This is a genomic window from Pseudomonas sp. (assembly GCF_049653025.1).
Taxonomy (GTDB): Bacteria; Pseudomonadota; Gammaproteobacteria; order Pseudomonadales; family Pseudomonadaceae; genus Aquipseudomonas.
Genome location: NZ_JBASFM010000018.1, coordinates 20,434 through 37,752, shown reverse-complemented (window position 1 = coordinate 37,752; position 17,319 = coordinate 20,434). Strand labels below are relative to the sequence as shown.

Annotated in this window: 14 protein-coding genes; 11 read left to right on the top strand and 3 right to left on the bottom strand. The window is 64.3% G+C overall.

All coding sequences use genetic code 11. The features are described 5' to 3' along the window. Window positions 1-25 precede the first annotated feature (25 nt). From WBK23_RS15385 to WBK23_RS15345, 9 genes are all read left to right on the top strand, one after another. Window positions 26-1,951, top strand: coding sequence for a phytase (locus WBK23_RS15385; protein ID WP_424484810.1), 1,926 nt, complete (start codon window positions 26-28; stop codon window positions 1,949-1,951). An 85-nt stretch (window positions 1,952-2,036) separates the two neighbouring features. Next, window positions 2,037-2,747 (top strand): protein TolQ, encoded by a 711-nt coding sequence (gene tolQ, locus WBK23_RS15380; protein ID WP_424484809.1) that lies wholly within the window; start codon window positions 2,037-2,039, stop codon window positions 2,745-2,747. Between the two features lie 10 nt (window positions 2,748-2,757). Beyond that, on the top strand, window positions 2,758-3,201 hold the full coding sequence (gene tolR / locus WBK23_RS15375) for a protein TolR (RefSeq protein WP_424484808.1): 444 nt from the start codon (window positions 2,758-2,760) through the stop codon (window positions 3,199-3,201). Then, the gene (locus tag WBK23_RS15370) at window positions 3,198-3,989 is read left to right on the top strand and encodes an energy transducer TonB (RefSeq protein WP_424484807.1); all 792 of its coding nucleotides are present in this window, start codon (window positions 3,198-3,200) and stop codon (window positions 3,987-3,989) included. The genes tolR and WBK23_RS15370 overlap by 4 nt, the downstream gene beginning before the upstream one ends. Window positions 3,990-4,068: 79 nt before the next feature. Continuing rightward, a complete protein-coding gene (locus WBK23_RS15365; protein WP_424484806.1) occupies window positions 4,069-6,024 on the top strand; it encodes a PhoX family protein in 1,956 nt (651 codons plus the stop codon). A gap of 380 nt (window positions 6,025-6,404) precedes the next feature. Further along, entirely contained in the window at window positions 6,405-7,526 is a 1,122-nt protein-coding gene (locus WBK23_RS15360) for an aromatic ring-hydroxylating oxygenase subunit alpha (protein WP_424484805.1), read from the top strand. 1 nt (window position 7,527) lies between these two features. Next, the gene (locus tag WBK23_RS15355; protein WP_424484804.1) at window positions 7,528-8,973 is read left to right on the top strand and encodes an NAD-dependent succinate-semialdehyde dehydrogenase; all 1,446 of its coding nucleotides are present in this window, start codon (window positions 7,528-7,530) and stop codon (window positions 8,971-8,973) included. A gap of 70 nt (window positions 8,974-9,043) precedes the next feature. Beyond that, window positions 9,044-10,015 carry a PDR/VanB family oxidoreductase gene (locus WBK23_RS15350; protein ID WP_424484803.1) on the top strand — a complete coding sequence of 324 codons (972 nt, stop codon included), beginning with the start codon at window positions 9,044-9,046 and terminating at the stop codon, window positions 10,013-10,015. A 99-nt stretch (window positions 10,016-10,114) separates the two neighbouring features. Further along, window positions 10,115-11,083, top strand: a complete 969-nt coding sequence (locus WBK23_RS15345; RefSeq protein WP_424484802.1) for a PAS domain-containing protein — start codon at window positions 10,115-10,117, stop codon at window positions 11,081-11,083. A 149-nt stretch (window positions 11,084-11,232) separates the two neighbouring features. Here WBK23_RS15345 and WBK23_RS15340 read toward each other — a convergent pair whose 3' ends face one another. From WBK23_RS15340 to WBK23_RS15330, 3 genes are read right to left on the bottom strand one after another with little or no spacing between them, the layout of a single operon-like run. Then, window positions 11,233-12,327: a polyamine ABC transporter substrate-binding protein gene (locus WBK23_RS15340; protein ID WP_424484801.1), complete on the bottom strand. Its 1,095-nt coding sequence runs from the start codon at window positions 12,325-12,327 to the stop codon at window positions 11,233-11,235. A gap of 30 nt (window positions 12,328-12,357) precedes the next feature. After that, on the bottom strand, window positions 12,358-12,759 hold the full coding sequence (locus WBK23_RS15335) for a cupin domain-containing protein (RefSeq protein ID WP_424484800.1): 402 nt from the start codon (window positions 12,757-12,759) through the stop codon (window positions 12,358-12,360). A 16-nt stretch (window positions 12,760-12,775) separates the two neighbouring features. Continuing rightward, on the bottom strand, window positions 12,776-14,836 hold the full coding sequence (locus tag WBK23_RS15330) for an FAD-dependent oxidoreductase (RefSeq protein WP_424484799.1): 2,061 nt from the start codon (window positions 14,834-14,836) through the stop codon (window positions 12,776-12,778). A gap of 596 nt (window positions 14,837-15,432) precedes the next feature. On the opposite strand from WBK23_RS15330, the gene WBK23_RS15325 reads away from it, so the two are divergent. Together WBK23_RS15325 and WBK23_RS15320 are read left to right on the top strand one after the other, a co-directional pair. Beyond that, window positions 15,433-16,527: an extracellular solute-binding protein gene (locus WBK23_RS15325; RefSeq protein WP_424484798.1), complete on the top strand. Its 1,095-nt coding sequence runs from the start codon at window positions 15,433-15,435 to the stop codon at window positions 16,525-16,527. Between the two features lie 162 nt (window positions 16,528-16,689). Then, on the top strand, window positions 16,690-17,319 hold the full coding sequence (locus WBK23_RS15320) for a TetR family transcriptional regulator C-terminal domain-containing protein (RefSeq protein WP_424484797.1): 630 nt from the start codon (window positions 16,690-16,692) through the stop codon (window positions 17,317-17,319).

Here is a 17,319-nt window from a genome sequence, read left to right as displayed (position 1 = left end):
GCGGGCCCCAAGGATTATCTGAATCATGCCGTTTTCGTTTAGCCGTATATCCCTGCTGCTGGCCAGCGTGATCGCCCTGGGTGCCTGCCAGAGCCAGGACGCCAAGCCGCACGCCAGCCCCTTGACCTTAAGCGCTGCGCCGTCTGCCGCGGGTGTGCAGGTCGAGGCCGCACAATGGCTGGCCAGCGACAGCTTCTGGCCAGGTGCCGAGCGCCTGCTGAGCAGCAAGAAGCAGGGTCTGTTCCTGCTCGATGCACAGGGTGCTACGCGCACCCAGTTGCCTGGCACTTTTGCCAGCATCGATCACCGCGTCGGCAAAGGCGGCCTGCTGGTCGCGGCGCTGGATGTCGATCGCCAGCAGGCCATGCTGGTCAACCTGGCCAATGGTCGTTGGGGCACGCCACAGTATGTGCCGCAGCCGGCGTTCAAGGTCGACGGGGTGTGCCTGTACCGTGATGCCGCGGCCAACAGCTTTGTGTTTCTGGTTGGTGAGGAAGGCCTCGGCGAGCAATGGCTGGTCGCTAATCAGGAGATTCCCCTGGCGCAACCGCAGCGCGTGCGCAGCCTGAGCCTGCCGCCGGCCAGCGAGTATTGCCAGGTCGACGATGAGGCCGAGCTGCTTTACGTCAACGAGGAGGGCGTCGGCCTGTGGGCCTATGAGGCACACGCCGAAGCCGACCTGCTGCGTTATCCGGTGGGCCTGGTGCAGCCGTTTGGCGATATCGCCAAGGCCGTGGCCGGCATGGCTGTGGTACCCGGCGGCGTGCTGGCGCTGGACCCGGTGAGCAACAGCCTGCATCGCTACCAACGCACGGGCCGTACCTGGCGCGCCGAGCCGGCGCTGGCACTCGGTCAATTGAACGAGCCAGAAGGCCTCAGCGTGCGCACCACGGGCGCTGGCGTGCAGCTGCTGGTGCGTGATGACGACGGCCTGCAGCAGGGCGCACTGGCCTGGTTGCCAGCAGCGCCGAAACTGGACGCGCCGCTGCCGATCCTGCAACCGTTGGTGCAAAGCGAGCCGGTGCCGAGCCTGGGCGATGCCGCCGATGATCCGGCGATCTGGGTCAATCCGCAGCAACCGAGTAACAGCCGCGTATTGGCTACCGACAAGCAAGGCGGCCTGCTGGTTTACGACCTGGCCGGCAAGCAGCTGCAGAACCTGCGCGTCGGCCGCCTGAACAACGTCGACCTGCGTCCTGGGTTTGATCTGGACGGCGTGCAGGTCGACCTGGCGGTGGCCAGTAACCGTGATCACAACAGCCTGCAGCTGTTCGCCATCGAGCGCAGCAGCGGCGAGGTACGCGACCTCGGCCAGGTGCCAACGCCGCTCAAGGAAATCTACGGCCTGTGCATGTTCAAGGACCGTCAGGGCGCGTTCTACGCCATCCCCAACGACAAGGACGGCACCTTCCTGCAATACCGCCTGAGCGCCGCCGATGGCCGGATCAAGGCCGAGCAGGTGCGCCAGTTCAAGGTCGCCAGCCAACCGGAAGGCTGCGTGGCCGATGATCAGGGCGAGCGCCTGTATGTGGGTGAAGAGGTCACGGCGGTGTGGGCCCTGGACGCTCGCGCCGATGCGCCGACCCGCCTTGAACAGGTGATCAGCGCCGGTGAGACGGTGCGTGCCGACATCGAGGGCGTGGTGTTCTACCGCGGTGCCAAGGCCAATTACCTGGTGGTCTCCAGCCAGGGCAACGACAGCTACGTGGTGCTCGACGGTCAGGTGCCGTATGCCGTGCGCGGTGCCTTCCGCATCGGCCTGAACGCCGCACTGGGCATCGATGGTGCCTCGGAAACCGACGGCCTGGATGTGACCTCGGCCAACCTCGGCGGCCCCTGGAGTCAGGGCCTGCTGGTGGTACAGGACGGCCGCAAGCGCATGCCGGAAGCCAGGCAGAACTACAAATACGTGCCCTGGGCCGCAGTGGCCAAAGCCCTGAGTCTGGAATAACGGCAGCTGTCATCAGTGCGCAACACAAACGTAATCGAATAGCGCCCGAGGGATTCCCTCGGGCGCGCTACGCAAGGAGTCAACGATGCACAACACCCTCGAACAGATGACCGTGTGGAGTCTGGTCAGCGACGCCAGCCTGCTGGTCCAGGCCGTGATGCTCAGCCTGCTGCTGGCGTCCTTGCTCAGCTGGTACCTGATTCTCCAGCGCAGCGCCGTATTGCGCCGCAGCGAGCGTCTGCTGAAGGACTTCCAGCAGCGTTTTCGCAGCGGCAATGACCTGGCCCAGCTGTACCGCGAAGGCAGCGACGGGCTGGATACCGACGCCGGCCTGCAGCGCATCTTCCAGGCCGGTTACCACGAATTTATCCAGCTCAAGCGCGAGCCGGGGATTGCCGGCGAGCTGGTGATCGATGGCGTCGAGCGCTCCTTGCTGGTGGCCATCAGCGAGCAGGAAGAGCACCTGGAGAAGGGCTTGCCGTTTCTCGCCACGGTCGGTTCGGTCAGCCCCTATATCGGCCTGTTCGGCACCGTGTGGGGGATCATGAATTCCTTTATCGGCCTGTCCCAGGTGCAGCAGGCAACTCTGTCCACCGTCGCCCCAGGCATCGCCGAAGCGCTGATCGCCACGGCCATCGGCCTGTTCGCGGCGATCCCCGCGGTGATCGCCTACAACCGCTTCAGCGCCCGCGTCGCCACCCTGACGTCGCGCTACTACGGCTTTGGCAACGAGCTGCAAGCGCGTCTGCATCGCAAGCTGCACGCCGCCAGCAGCCACGTCAGCGCGGTTGCCTGAGGAGCCCAGCATGCGCAAACCGATCAGCAAGCACGGCCCCAAGGCCGAGATGAATGTGGTGCCCTATATCGATGTGATGCTGGTGCTGCTGGTGATCTTTATGGTCACCGCACCGATGCTCACCCAGGGCGTAAAGGTCGAACTGCCCAAGGTCGCCAGCGAGGCATTGCCGACCAACACCCAGCAGCAGATTCTCACCCTCTCGGTGCAGGCCGATGGTCGTTACTACTGGAACCTGGGCAGTGAGCTGAACAGCGAACGCCAGGGCGATAGCCTCGTGGGCCTGGAGGAAATGACCGCCAAGGTGACGCAGATCATCGCCGAGCGTGGCGACACCCAGGTGTATATCCGCGCCGACCAGGCCGCTGACTACGCCACCGTGCTGGCCGGCATCGCCGCGTTGCAGCAGGGCGGGGTGAGCAACCTCGGCCTGATCACCGAGACGCCGCAGTGAGTGCCGTGCTGATGCAGCGTTCCACTTCGTTCGCCTGGCCCCACCTGCCGCTGGCGTACCTGCGCAATGCCGGCGCAGCGCTGCTGGCGGCGGCCCTGCACCTGTTGCTGGGCGCGCTGCTGCTGGCCAATTGGGCGGTGGACACGCCGCCTGCGCCGAGCGTCAGGACCATCAGCATGCAATTGCTCAGCGTGCCTGCGCCAGCACCCGTTGTTGAGGTGCCACAGCCTGTCGCAGCGCCCGCGCCCGAGGTCATGGCAGCGCCAGAGCCGCAGGTCGATCCGCGCCGTGAGCAGCGCAAGATCGAGCAGGCGGCCCTGGCGCACAAACGGGTCGAGCAGCAACAGCGTCAGCGGGCCGAGCAGGCGCGCCTTGAACAAACCCGCCTGGCCGAGCAGCAACTGAAACAGCTGGAACAGCAGCGTCAGGCGGCCGAGCAACTGGCCGCGCAGCAACGCCAGCAAGCGACCAGCGCTGCTGCCGAGCACGCACGTCAGGCCGAAGCCCTGGCTGCCGCCAGCCGCCAATACCTGCCGATTGCCAAGCAGGCTCCGGATTACCCGCAGCGGGCGCTGGACAAGGGCATTCAGGGCGAGTGCACGGTGAGCTACCGGGTCAATGCCCAGGGCCGGGTCGAAGACCCGCAGGTGGTCGGCGACTGCCACCCGCTGTTTATCCGCCCCTCGCTTAACGCCGCGAAAAGCTTTCGCTATCAGCCGAGGGTGGTCGACGGCCAGGCCGTGGCCGTGGCCAACGTGAAAAACACCTTTAGCTACCGCATCGAATAACCCCCGCGCCTGCCTCGTCAGCCGCTGCTCTAGGGCGCGGCCTCGGCCAGGCCGCGCCCACTTTTTACGAGACCCCGTGATGAATCAGGATCACCAGCAGTTTCACGCCAGCCTCGAAGCCCACGACGATATCGTCATCAACCCCAGCGCCAACGCGCCGCTGGCCAGTCTGCTCAACCCGGGGCGGCGCAACCTGCTCAAGGGTGGCCTGAGCCTGGCCGCGCTGGGCTTCTTCGGCGGCGGAATCGGTGCCTGCAGTCGCGCCACGGCCAGCCCCTTGCTGAATTTCAACGGCGTAGCGCTGCAGGTCGACCCGCAGTTCGACCGCGTGCTGGTCGCCGAGGGCTACAGCGCCGTGCCGTTCTTCTCCTGGGGCGACCCGGTGGAGGTTGGCGCGCCGCAGTGGAACCCGGACGCCAGCGACGATTGGCAGGCCCAGCTCAAACAGGCCGGGGATAACCACGATGGCATGGAGTTTTTCCCCTTCGAGGGTGAAAGCGACCGCGGCCTGCTGGTGATGAACCACGAGTACGTCAACCCGCCGCTGCATCCGTCCGGCATCATCGACCAGTCCAAGCCACGGCCCCTGGACGAGGTGCGCAAGGAGCAGGCGGCGCACGGCGTATCGGTGATCGAAGTCAAGCAAGGCGAGGACGGTCAATGGCAGCGGGTCATGGATTCGCCCTACAACCGCCGCATCAGCATGCTCACCGCCATGCGCATCGCAGGTCCCTTGGCGGGTCATGAGCTGATGAAGACCGTCAGTGACCCTAGCGGCCTACAGGTGTTCGGCACCCTCAATAATTGCGCCACCGGGATCACGCCCTGGGGCACCTTCCTCACCTGCGAGGAAAACTGGCACAACTACTTTATCAACCGTGATCCGGCCGACTACGCCACGCGCGTTTCGCACAAACGCTACGGCCTGGCGAAGGATGGCACCAGCAAGAACTACGCCTGGGAAAGCGCCGACCCGCGCTTCGACGCCACGCCTTATGCTGACCAGTTGCACGGTGGCCATGTGCATGAGCCGCACCGCTTCGGCTGGGTGGTGGAGATCGACCCCTTTGACCCGCAGGCGCAGCCGATCAAGCGCACCGCCTTTGGCCGTTTTGGTCGTGAATGCGCGGCGCTGAGCCTGGGCAGCGACGGGCGCATGGCCTTCTATTCCGGCGACGACGCCAAGGGCGAGTACGTCTACAAGTTCGTCCCGAGTGGACGGTTCGATGCGGCCAACCCCCGCGCCAACCGCGACCTGCTGGACGAAGGCACGCTGTATGTCGCGCGCTTCGACGCCGATGGCAGCGGCCAGTGGCTGGCGCTGGTGTACGGGCAGAGCGGCCTGAGCGCCGAGAACGGCTTTGCCAGCCAGAGCGAGGTGTTGCTCAATGCCCGCGCCGCCGCCGACCAGCTAGGTGCCACGCCAATGGACCGCCCTGAATGGGCCGCCGTGCATCCGCAAACCCGTGAGGTTTACGTCGCCCTAACCAACAATGACGGCCGTGGCGACAAGCAGCCGACCGACAAGGCCAATCCGCGCCCGCAGAATCTGCACGGGCAGATTCTGCGTTTCAACGAACAGGGCGGCGAGCCCACGGCCACTGCATTCACCTGGGAGTTGTTCCTGCTGGCGGGCGAACACAAAGGGGCCAAAAGCCCGGATGGCCAGGCGGTCGCGGCCAATCTTACCGGCACTATCAATGGCGACATCTTCTCCTCGCCCGACGGCCTGGCCTTCGATCACCAGGGCCGGTTGTGGATTCAGACCGACTACGACGACCTCGAAGCGCCGATGCAGGCCATGGGCTGCAACCAGTTGCTGTGCGCCGACCCCAGCACGCGCGAGGTGCGGCGCTTTCTGGTCGGCCCGCGCGGCTGCGAAATCACCGGGCTGGCCTGGAGCCCGGACGGCAAGGCGATGTGGGCAAACGTGCAACACCCTGGCATCAGCTTCCCGGCCAGCGATGGCAAGACGCGACCACGCTCAACCACAGTGCTGATCACCAAGAACGACGGCGGGGTGATTGGCAGTTGAATGGCTCATGATTGAAGCCGAGCGGCCCCACCCCCTGCAGCGCGGCTAATCCCGCCCAGTGCGGTTGGGCTGTCGAGACATCAGACTATTCACGAAAGAAACGCCCCGACGCTGGCAACAGCGTCGGGGCGTTTTGTTTGCAGTGCTGTTCTGCAGCAAACGGTATTGCGCAGGTTATTCAATTGGAGCAGAATGTTAACTAAAGGTTGCTGTTAACCTTAAGTTAACAAATTTTCTTCCCCGTGTTCCCTGGTGGGGGCGGGTGCAGAAGTCGTCAGCTGCTCAGCGCCAGATAGGCGCATGGCCTGGTTGTTAACTAAAGGTAAACAAGCTCCCGTCGGTTATTGCGATTGCCAACCCCCTGTGCCGAGGAGTGTGTGATGAACGAGTTTGCCAAGCTGGGCCCTGATTTCTGCGCCAATCCCGAAGTGGCTTACACCCTGCCGGCCAGCTATTACAGCGACCCGCGGGTGTTCGATTTCGAGAAGGAGAAGATCTTCGCCAACAGCTGGATCTGCCTGGCCCATCGCAGCGAAGTCGCCGAGAGCAATGCCTATATCACCCGCGAGGTGATAGGCGAGAGCATCATCGTCGTGCGTGGCCGCGATGGCGTGCTGCGCGCCTTCTACAACGTCTGCCCGCACCGTGGTCACCAATTGCTGCAGGGCAGCGGCAAGGCCAAGAACGTCATCACTTGCCCATACCACGCCTGGACCTTCAAGCTGGATGGCGAGCTGGCCCATGCGCGCAATTGCGAGAACGTGGCCGAGTTCAACAAGGACAGCTCCAGCCTGGTACAGCTGAAGGTCGAGGAATACGCCGGCTTCGTCTTTATCAACATGAACCCGGACGCCGGCCCGGTCGCCGAGCAGCTGCCGGGCCTGGATGAGCGCCTGCGCCAGGCCTGTCCGGTGGTGGACGAGCTGCACCTGGCGGCGCGCTTCGCCACCGACACCCCGGCCAACTGGAAGTCCATCGTCGACAACTACATGGAGTGCTACCACTGCGCGCCGGCGCACCCGGGCTTTGCCGACTCGGTGGACGTGGGCCAGTACAGCCACAGCCTGCATGGCAACTGGACCCTGCAATACGGCCTGGCCAAGCCTTCGGAGAAGTCCTTCAAGTTCGACGAGTCGATCAAGGACGCTTCCTTCAGCGGCTTCTGGGCCTGGCCCTGCACCATGTTCAACGCGCCGCCCGGCGGCAATTTCATGACCGCGATCTACGAGTTCCCGATCGATGCGGAAACCACCCGCCAGCACTACGACATCTACTTCCTCAACCAGGACATCACCCCTGATCAGCAGGCGCTGATCGAGTGGTACCGCGACGTGTTCCGCCCGGAAGACCTGCGCTTGGTGGAGAGCGTGCAGAAGGGCCTGAAGTCCCGCGGCTATCGCGGCCAGGGGCGGATCATGACCGACCGCCAGCGCAGCGGCATCAGCGAGCACGGCATTGCGCACTTCCACAACCTGATCGCCGTCACCCACCTGGATCGCTGATATGCAGTTGCATGACTCCCAATTGTTACGCCAGCAGGCCTATATCGGCGGCACCTGGTGCGCGGCCGACAGCGGCGCGACCCTGGCGGTGCACAACCCGGCCAGTGGCGAGCTGCTCGGCACGGTACCGTTGATGGGCGCGGTCGAGGCCGAGCGGGCGATCCTCGCGGCGCAGGCGGCGCTGCCGACCTGGCAGGCGCTGGCCGCTGGCGAGCGCGCACGCATCCTGCGCCGCTGGCACGACCTGCTGCTGGCGCATGAGGAAGACCTGGCGCTGCTGATGACCCTGGAGCAGGGTAAGCCGCTGGCCGAGGCGCGCGGCGAGATCGCCTATGCCGCGTCCTATGTCGAGTGGTTCGCCGAGGAGGCCAAGCGCGTCTATGGCGACCTGATTCCGGGGCCGGCGGACAAGCGCCTGCTGGTGCTCAAGCAGGGCATCGGCGTATGCGCGGCGATCACCCCGTGGAATTTCCCGGCGGCGATGATCACCCGCAAGGTCGCCCCGGCCCTGGCCGCCGGCTGCTGCATGGTGCTCAAGCCGGCCAACGAGACGCCGTTCTCCGCCCTGGCCCTGGCCGCCCTGGCCGAGCGCGCCGGGGTGCCGCCTGGGGTGTTCAGCGTGGTCACCGGCGATGCCCAGGCCATTGGTGCGCAGCTCACCGGTCACCCACTGGTGCGCAAGCTCAGCTTCACCGGCTCGACCCCGGTCGGCCGTTTGCTGATGGCGCAGTGCGCGCCGATGATCAAGAAGGTCTCTCTGGAACTGGGCGGCAACGCGCCCTTTATCGTGTTTGCCGATGCCGATCTGGACGCCGCGGTGGAGGGCGCGATCGCCGCCAAGTTCCGCAACGCCGGGCAGACCTGCGTGTGCGTCAACCGCTTCTATATCCATGAGTCGCTGTATGCGGCCTTCGCCGAGCGCTTCGTCGCCCGGGTGCGTGAGTTGCGCGTCGGCCATGGCTGCATGGCCGGCAGTCAGATCGGCCCGCTGATCAGCGCCAACGCGCTGGCCAAGGTGCGCGGCCTGATCGCCGACGCCTTGGAGCAGGGCGCGACCCTGTTGGCGGGCGGCAGCGTGCATGAGTTGGGCGGTTGCTTTCTCGAGCCTACGGTACTGGGCGATGTGCGCCCGGGCATGCAACTGCTCGATGAGGAAATCTTCGGGCCGCTGGCGGCGTTGCAGCGTTTCAGCAGCGAAGCCGAGGTGCTGGAACTGGCCAACGCCACGCCCTATGGCCTGGCCGCCTATTTCTACAGCCGCGATATCGCCCGTGTGTGGCGCATGGCCGAGGCCCTGGAGTTCGGCATGGTCGGCATCAACACCGGCGCGATCTCCAGCGAAGCCGCGCCGTTTGGCGGGCTGAAACAATCCGGTCTGGGCCGCGAAGGCTCCAGGTACGGCATCGATGACTACTTGGAAATGAAATACCTGTGCCTGGCCGTGTAAGCGCCAGGACTCGGGTTCAATGCGACGCTGCCTGTATCGGCGTCGCCCAGTGCCACAGCGGAGGTAAGCCATGGCCAGCAAATACGAAATGATCAAGGTGCGGGTGAGCGCGGTCGAGCAACTGACGCCGCTGATCAAGCGCTTCAGTCTGGTGCGCGCGGATGGTCAGGCGCTGCCGGACTTTACCGGCGGCAGCCATATCATCGTGCAGATGCAGGGGGCTGGCGGGCAGCAGTTCAGCAACGCCTACTCGCTGCTCAGCGACCCGGCCGACACCCGCAGCTACCAGATCGGCGTGCGCCTGGAGGAGCAGTCCAAGGGCGGCTCGGCCTTTATGCACCAGCAGGTCGCGGTGGGCAGCGAGCTGAGCATCTCCACGCCGAACAACCTGTTTGCCCTCGACCCGGCGGCGGGCCGGCATGTGCTGATCGCCGGTGGTATCGGCATCACCCCGTTCCTCGCCCAACTGCATGAGCTGCGCGCCCAGGGTGGCCGCTACGAGCTGCACTATGCCTTCCGCAGCCCGGAGCACGGTGCCTTCCAGGACGAGCTGAGCGAGGGACCGCACGCCGAGCATGTGCGTTTCTATATCGACAGCCTGGGCCGCAAGCTCGACCTGCAGCAGTTGATCGGCGGCCTGGCGGACGATGCGCACCTGTATGTCTGTGGGCCGAAACCGCTGATCGACGCGGTGATCGCCCAGGCCAAACAGCAGGGCGTGGCCGACAGCCGCGTGCACTGGGAGCAGTTCGCCACGGCACCGGCGGCCGGTGCTGCCTTTACCCTGGTGCTGGCCCGCTCCGGCCGCGAGCTGCAGGTGGAGGAGGGCATCAGCATCCTGCAGGCGATTGAGAAAACCAATGCCGCCCAGGTCGAGTGCCTGTGCCGCGAGGGCGTGTGTGGCACCTGCGAGACGCACATTCTCGACGGCGAAGTGGAGCACTGCGACCAGTACCTCAGCGCCGAGGAGAAGGCCGCCCAGCAGACCCTGATGATCTGTGTGTCGCGGGCGCGCGGCGCGCGGTTGGTATTGGACCTGTGAACGGGTGCTGGTAGCCCTGAGCGAAGCCGGGCGCTGTGTATAATCGCCCCCCGGCCCGTCATGGGCCGGTTTTTCATCTGTGCTGAGCAAGGTCGATTAATGGATGCCAACAGCTTTGCCTTCCGCCTCAAGGAACTGCTCGAATACAACCGCCTGAGCCTGCAGGCGGTGGCCAGCGTGCTGGGTATTTCGCGCACCGCGGTGCACAAATGGACCCGCGGTGGCGAGATCGACGAAGCCAATCTGCGTCGTCTGGCCGACCTGTTGCGGGTCAACTGGATCTGGCTGCGCTATGGCGAACAGACCCAGCAGGACGCCCAGGTGGCTGCACCGCAGGCGTTGCCGATGACCGATGTGCGGCGCAAGTACACCGCCGAGATCATGGAAAGCGAAGCGCGGATGAAGCTGGCGCTGGAGAACGCGCGCATCGTCACCTGGGAATGGAACCTGCTCACCGACGAGGTGAGCTATTCGAGCAATGTCGAGCAGGTCTATGGCTGGGCGCTGAAACGCAACGAGGAGTTCTGGCCGCTGATCGAGGCGGCGGACGCCGAGGCCCTGCAGCGCATTTATGCGCAGGCCTTCGCGGATGGTCAGCCGTTCGACAGCGATTTCCGCCTGCGCACTCCCAGCGGCGAGCTGCGCTGGATCGCCTCGCGGGCCACGCCGATCCGCGACTCGGCCGGGCGGGTGGTGAAGATGCTCGGCATCAGCATGGACAACACGGCGCGGCGCCAGGCCGAAGAAGGCCAGCGCGCCAGCCGCGAGCTGCTCGAAGCGCTGGGCGCCGGCACCTGGCGTTATCTGCGCGATGGCGGCGAGCTGGAATGCGACGGTATCACCCGCAAGCTGCTGGGCAAGCGCGGTAACGCCCGCCTGAATGATCTCGATACCTTGCTGGCGGGCCTGCAGGAGCAGCATCGTGCGGCCGTGCAGCAAGCCGTGCTGCAGGCACCCGCCGGGCTGTTCCGCCTCAGCTGCCAGCTACTCGACGGCACCCCGCTACAGCTGGCCGGCAAGGTCGCCGAGGATGGTCGCCAGGTTTTCGGCACCCTGCTGCGCAGTTAAGAACCTGTCTCGGATCTGCTACGCGTCGGAAAAACTGCGTTGAAAACGGCTTCGGAATGCTCATTTACAACTCGTAAACTCCGCTTCCTCAGCCGTTTTCGCCTTGTTTTTCTCTAGCTCGCGAGATCTGAAAACAGGCTCTAAGGCTTTTATTGCCCGCTTTTGATCCGGTTCCAGCTGCGCGTCTGCAGGCGTAGCAGCTCGGCGGACTGTGGTTGCAGCACCACCAGGTGGCGCATGGCCTCGTCGCCCGGGTAGAGGATGGGGTCGTTGGCCACCTCTGGGGTCATATGCTGGCGGGAGGCCGGCACGGCATTCGGGTAGCGCACGTAGTCGGTGATCCGCGCCATGACCTTGGGCTGCAGCAGGTAGTTGATAAAGGTCTCGGCGTTTTCGGGATGCTTGGCATCGGCTGGGATGGCCAGCATGTCGAAGGCGATCTTGCCGCCTTCCTTGGGAATCAGGTAACCGATGCGCAGGTGCTTGTCGGCGGTCTTGGCCGCTTCGCTGGCCTGGCCGGCGTCGCCGGCATAGGCCAGGGCGATGCAGATCTCGCCATTGGCCAGGTCGGCGGTGTGTTTCACCGAGTTGAAGTAGGTGATGTAGGGGCGCACCTTCAGCAGCTGCGCCTCGGCCTTGCGGTAGTCGTCAGCGCTGGCGGCGTTGGGGTCGATACCCAGGTACAGCAGCACCGAGTTGAGCACTTCGTCCGGCGAGTCGAGCATGGCCACGCCGCAGCTGGCCAGCTTCTCCATATAGCGCGGTTCGAACAGCAGGGCCCAGGAGTCGAGGATCTCCTCGCCGAGGGCGGTGCGCACCTTGTCGATGTTGTAGACGATGCCGGTGGAGGCCCATAGATAAGGCACGCCGTACTGGTTGCCGGGGTCATTGCGTTGCAGTTGCTCCATCAGTTGGGTGTCGAGCTGCGCAAGGTTGGGGATGCGTGCCTTGTCCAGCTTGCGGAACACCCCGGCCTGGATCTGGTGGCTGAGGAAGTGGTTGGACGGTACCACCAGATCGTAGCCGCTGTTGCCCGGCAGCAGCTTGCCCTCCAGGGTCTCGTTAGAGTCGTAGACGTCGTACACCGGACGGATGCCGGTGTCGCGCTGGAAGTCCTTGAGCACCTGCGGTTCGATGTAGTTGGCCCAGTTGTAGATATTCACCACCGCCGGCTCCGATCCGGCCCAGGTGCTGGTTGCCAGGGCGGTGGAACAGGCCAGGGCCAAAAGGGTTGCTCTGCTCATGGGTGGCTCTCGATCTTGCTGGGCTGGTTCTTATGGTTGTAGCAGGCTGGCCGGCTGTTCGGCGGGTTTTGGCGGAGTCCAGATCACATAGGCCTTGCGCACCAGGCCGAGGTTTTCCCAGAGGCCGCGAAAACCGGCGGCGATGGTGAACTGGCTGCCCGGGCCGAAGGTCTTGGCATAGCCCTGTTCATCGGTGAGGCGCACGCTGCCCTGAATAATGTGGCAGAACTCTTCGTGCTCGGCGACGAACTTCTCGATACAGGATTCTGCCTCCCAGACCCCAGCCGCGAATACCCCACTGGGGTCGCTGTAGTGGGTCCAGGTCTTGGCCTGGTAGGGTGGGGAGAACAGGTCTGGGTGGTCGATGGTCTCTTCCATGGGTAGCGCCTGGCTGGTGGCAAAATCGATGATGCAGTCGATGCTTGGGTTCACGGGTGGCTCCTGTTGATCAGCTGTGGACGATGATGCGTTCACGGCGGAAGGCGATGGCTTCCTCCGACTCTTCCAGTTCGCGGGCGGCCTGGTGACCGTGGTACACGGCGCTGGCGATGATCCCCGGCGCATGGCAGTCGCCGATGGCGCGCAGGGTCTTGATTCCGGCGTCGTGCAGCGTCGCCGAGTTGGCCTGCAGGTCGAGCAGCAGCTGCTCGTTGGGGCTGCGCTCAGTCACCAGCACCACGGCGTCGGTGGCCAGGCGGCTGATGCGGTCGGTGTAGCCGCAGGCCAGCAGCGCGCCTTCGCCGTCCAGCGCATGCAGGCGCTGGTTGGTCAGTAGGGTTACGCCTAATTCCATCAGTCGCGCCTGAATGCGGCCCTGTTCCATGGTGTTCTGCGCCCAGGGCGAGACCACCGCAAAGGGCGTCACCAGGCTTACCTTGCAGCCTTTCTTCACCAGCAGCTCGGCGAGTACGCCGCCCATATAGAAGGTCTCGTCGTCGAAGATCAGCACCTCGCCGCTGGGCAGTCGGCCGGCCATCAGGTCGTCCGGGGTGTACACGGGGCGATGCTGCAGGCCTTCGATGGCGCGGTGATGGGTGCGGCCGACGCCGTCGTTACGCCAGGTCGAACCGGTGGCCAGCAGCACATGGGCGAAGCCGAAACCGAGCACGTCTTCGGCACCCAGGCGGCTGTCGCGGTAGATGTCGACCTTGGTGGATTTCTGCAATTGCAGGATGCGGTAGTCGGCCACCCGTCGCCATTCGGCCAGGCCGGGCAGGGCACCTTCGAGCATCACCCGGCCACCGAGAGTGTCGCCAGCCTCGGCCAGGGCCACGCTGTAGCCGCGTTCGCCGAGGGCGCGCGCCGCTTCCAGCCCGGCCGGACCGGCACCGACCACCAGCACCGAGTCGTCTGAGCGCTTGGGATTCATCCGTTCCGGGTGCCAGCCGCGGCGCCATTCCTCGCCCATGGTCGGGTTCTGCGTGCAGCGCAGCGGCACGATGTTGTAGTCGGCTGATACGCAGATATTGCAGCCGATGCACTCGCGAATATCGTCGAGGCGGTCTTCGCGGATCTTGTTCGGCAGGAAGGGGTCGGCGATCGACGGCCGCGCCGCGCCGATCAGGTCCATCACCCCGGACTTGATCAGACGCACCATGGTGTCCGGTGAGGTGTAGCGGCCGACGCCGACCACCGGCTTGCTGGTAACCCGTTTGACGAAGTTGATATAGGGCTCCTGGAAGCCTTCCTGGGTGAAACGCGAGGTGCCCGAGTCGTTCTCCCAGGAGCTGATATTGACGTCCCACAGGTCGGGAATCTCCGCCAGCATCTCGACGATTTCGCGACCCTCTTCCTCGCAGCGCAGGCCGTCCGCGCCCATCAGCTCATCCACGGCGAAGCGCAGGGCCACGGCGCAGCGGTCGCCGACCGCCTCCTTGGTGTCTTCCAGCACCTCGCGCAGCAGGCGCACGCGGTTGGTCAGCGAGCCGCCGTACTGGTCGGTGCGCTGGTTGTACCGCGGCAGGAGGAACTGCTGGAGGATCGACAGGTTGTGCGCGGCATACACATAGACGATGTCGAAGTCGGCGCGCTTGGCGCGCAGGGCGGCGTCGCGGTGCCACTTGCGCAGGTCGCGGATGTCAGTGAGCGACATGGCGCGGGCCTGGATCGGTTCGTCCAGCACGATGGAGCGGTGCGACGGTGCCAGCGGTGCCATGCGCGAATCCTGGTTACCGAAGGCCAGGCCCAGGTGCGCCAGTTCGATGCCGGCCAGCGCACCATGGGCATGCACGGCCTTGGTCATGGCTTGTACGGCGGGAATATCGCCGTCGTCCCACAGCTTGCCTTCGGCGTAGGGGCTCTGATCCGAGGTCGGGTGGATGTCGGTGACCTCGGTGCAGATCGAGCCCCAGCCGCCTTCGGCCTTGATCCCGCGCATGGCGGCCAGCATGTTCGGCCGCAGATGGCCCATGCCATTGCAATGCGGCACCTGGAAGAAGCGGTTGGGCGCGGTCACCGGGCCGATCTTGACCGGCTCGAACAGGATGGAATAGCGCGGATCAGTAGACATGTGCGGGTTCCTCGGCTGCGGTGCGCCTGCGGGCAGGCAGCTTGTTGTTATGGGGCCGTGTGCTTGTTGCGCAATTGCCAGGCTACGAGCGCTTTTTAGCGGCGCTGAACTGCTCTTTTTGTATTGAACATTTGTTCAGTAGATTTTGCAATGCTGAAAATGCAACCTGCCGGCTTAAATGATGGAGCCCTGCGGATCTAGATAAATAGCGCATGGCTCTGCTGTTAATGGCCTGTACGCCAGCTGCTTGGCAAAAGTGGAGCTGCGCATAAGGCCCGTTTGTCGCCTCTTGGTCGTCGCATTCGCTCGATCCTGGTGCGGCGATATTCTGTGTTTTTGCGTGTTTTCCTGAGCGCTGCAGCTTCTGCAGGCCAGTCGATAAGGTCTTGCTACCCTTGGAATACGGACTCTATAGGCTGTTTGTGCGGCTAATAAACTTTATTGAGATAATTGATTGAACGTTTATTTAGTTGTAGGGTTGGTGCAAGCCCAACCTGCCATGGCTGAGTGGCCGGGAGCAGGGGGTGTCGAGGTGTGCTGGCGGTTCCGTCGCCGGGCACCGTGGCTCACCAGATGTATGTGCGAGGACAACAACAATGAACAATCGCCGACTCAACCACTGGCTCGCCGGCGCGCTGCTGTCGACCTGCGCCGCTACGGCGCTGGCTTCCAGTGAACTGAATATCGTCAACTGGTCCGGTTACGTTGCGCCGGAGGCTCTGGATAGCTTCGAGAGCAGCAACGGGGTCAAGGTCAAGTACGACGTACTGGACAGCGACGACAGCCTGCAGGCCAAGCTGCTGGGCGGTAACACCGGTTATGACGTGGTCTATCCATCGTCGACCTTTATGGCCAAGCAGATCGAGGCCGGGGTCTACGAGAAACTCGACTGGTCGAAGATCCCCAATCGCACCAACCTCGATCCTGGGCTGATGGAGAAGCTGGCCCAGCAGGACCCGCAGAACCAGTACGGCGTGCCCTATGTATGGGGCACCGACGGCCTGATCGTGAACATGACCAAGGTCCGCGAAGTGCTTGGTGCGGATGCCAAGATCGACAGCTGGGACCTGATCCTCGACCCCGTCATCGCGCAGAAGCTAAGCAAGTGCGGCATCTCGCTGATGGATTCGGCCAGCGACGTGTTCCCCATCGTTCTCGCCCATATGGGCCGTGACCCGAACAGCACGGACCCGAGCGATTACCTGGCCGCCTACGCCGAGCTGCAGAAGGTGCGCCCGTACATCACCCAGTTCAGCACCTCCTACCTCAACGACGTGGTCAGTGGCGACATCTGCATCGCGGCCGGCTGGTCCGGTGATGCCACGGTGATCCAGCAGCGCATGGCCGAGGCCAAGCTGCCGGATGAGATCGTCTACCTCACACCCAAGGGGGCGACCGGCGTGTGGTTCACCCTGATGGGCATCCCCAAGGACGCGCCGAACAAGGACAACGCCTACAAGTGGATCAATCACCTGCTGAGCAAGGAAATGGCCGCCAGCACCACCAACCACATCACCTACACCACCGCCGTGCTGATCGCCAAACCGCTGGTGGCAGCCGAGCTGCAAGCCAGCAACACGGTGTTCCCCAAGGACGAGGACATCGCCAACGCCTTCACCTTCCTGCCCATCGCGCCCAAGGTGCAGAAAATCATGAACAAGTACTGGCTGCGCTTTAAGTCCGATAGCTGAGGCCGGTAGTCAGCCGCGCTGGTCGAGCGCGGCGCTGCTAACGCGCTATCATGTGCCCCGGCTGGCGGCCTGCAGAACGGGTCGCCAGCTCACTGTGCCCCGAATGGAAATGCCTGGCGGCCACGGCCCAGGCTCAGCAGCGAATTGAAACTTATGACTAGCATGGAATCGCCCCGTCCCAAGCCAAAGCGCAGCAGCGAACCGCGTGTGCGCGAAACCGTTGAAGTGCGGCGCAAGTCGCTGATCCAGGCGGCCATGCGCTCGATCGCCAAATACGGCTATGCCGGCAGCACCATCGAGAAGATCTGCGACGAGGCCCAGGTGTCGCGTGGGCTGATCAACCACCACTTCCAGAGCAAGGACGAGCTGATTCGCCAGGCCTACAAGGAACTGTGCGAGGAGTGGAGTTTCCAGACCCGGCACATGCTGCTCAGCGCCGACCGTGACCCCGAGGAGCAGCTGCGCTCGATCATCCGTTCCTCCTTCGGCCCGGCTTTGTTCAAGCACGACTACATCGGCATCTGGGTCGGTTTCGTCAGCGTCATCGCCAAGTCGCCGACCCTTAAGCGCCTGCACCGCGAGTTGCTGGGCGAGGACATCGCCGCCTATCAGAAGATCTTTGAGGCGATCTCCGCCAAGCGCGGGCTGAGCCTCAATCCACGCCTGGCCGCCATCGGCCTGCTGTCGATGATCGACGGCCTGTGGACCCAGTGGTACCTAGACCCAACGGCCTTCACCGCCGACGAGGCCGCCCAGGCCTGCTCTGACTACGTCGAGAGGCTCTATACCTAG